We start from the raw sequence: 1,592 nt of genomic DNA, 5'->3' as shown, positions 1-1,592 counted from the left end.
ATATGCGAAAACATTGCCAGCGATCCGTGTCGATTTGGAAGCGGTCATTACCATCGAAATGATCGCCACCGGGGTGCTTTCGCCCAACACGGGGTTCATGAAACAGGCCGATTACAATTCGGTTTTGACCGATGGCCGGCTTGCCGACGGGACGATCTGGCCGGTTCCGCTCAGTTTTGCGCCGGTGGGTAATCGCAATAGCGAAGTGATCAAGGGATTGTCTGTTGGCGATGAGGTCGCACTGACCGACTACCAGAACGAACCAGTTGCTATTCTGAGCATCGAGGACCTGTTCGAATACGACAAACGTGGTCGCGCGCAACAATTGTTCGGGACCACGGATCGCAGCCACCCGGGCGTGGATTCAATTTATCGCCGGATGGGCGATATCTCTCTCGGAGGGCCAGTGCTGCTCTTGCAGCGCGCCGATTGGGGGCCGTTTGAAAAACTGCGGCGCGAACCCAAGGATACCTGGCGGCTGTTCTATGAAGAGAAAAAGTTCAAATCGGTGGCCGGTTTCATCACTGGCGCCAATCCGCTGCACCGCGGGCATGAATACATCCACAAGAACGCACTCGAAGAGGTTGACGGGCTTTTCGTGCAGCCCTTGGTGGAAATGGCCAAGCGCGAATATGTTCGGCATGAATACCGCATGTTGGCCTATCGCAGCGTGCTGGAGACATATTACCCGACCGAGCGCACCATCATGGCACCATTGCGGGTCACCTATATCTTCGCCGGCCCGCGCGAGACCATTCTGCATGCGCTGATCATGAAGAACTATGGCTGCACCCATGCCCTTATTGGCCGCGATCATGCAGGTATCGGCAGTTTTTATGACAAATATGCCAGCCATACGATCTTCGACGATTTTCCGCCCGAAGAACTGGGCATCGACATCCGGTTGTTCCACGAAGTGTTTTATTGCACGCGTTGCGCCAGCCACGCCACCGAACAAACCTGCCCGCATGACCAACGCTACCGGCTGAATATTTCCGGGACCGGCATCCGCGAAATGCTGCGTCACGGCATTTTACCCGCCAAGGAAGTGGTGCGCCCCGAAGCTGCACGGATCGCGATCCAAGGCGTCCAGCCCAAGGGGGTCGATGCCGAAGGGCAGGGCACGCTGCCGGTGGGCAAGGTCGTCCAAAGCATGTTCCCCTATTACAGTGAACACACCCGCCTTGGCGGGCCGCGGCGCGCGCAGGTGCTGGACAAGGACGATCTGACCGTGCGCGATCTGGAAGCTGCCAGCCTGGATGTGCGGGCCAATGCAGGGCGTATTTATGGCGACATTTATAGTGAATACAGCAGTTTGGCCGACCACAATCAAAACCTGCAAGCCACTTGGATCGTTGAGGCCCGCGCGACATTGAAAGGCCATCAGGAAATGGTCATTGCCGATCTTCAGGAAAAGGTGACGCTGGCCCCGGATGAGGCCTCGGACGAGTTCCTGTATCAGGATAAACAAGAAGCCGAACGCGAACTGGCGGCGGCCAAGGGGCTGCTGAACACCACTCCGCCCGTGCCGGAAGCAGAGGCCCTGAACCAGCGGGTCTGGAACCCCTTGCCCTATCACCGCTATCGCGGTG

At 57.6% G+C, this 1,592-nt stretch carries 1 pseudogene; it reads left to right on the top strand.

What is annotated here, in order from left to right:
- Positions 1 to 1,592: pseudogene (locus JAO82_RS14120) on the top strand (hypothetical protein); the annotation flags it as partial.

The sequence above is a fragment of the Pontibaca salina genome, from assembly GCF_016307205.1.
Taxonomy (GTDB): Bacteria; Pseudomonadota; Alphaproteobacteria; order Rhodobacterales; family Rhodobacteraceae; genus Pontibaca; species Pontibaca salina.
Note: the sequence above shows the minus strand (reverse complement) of the source record. Positions and strands in the feature narration are given on the sequence as shown.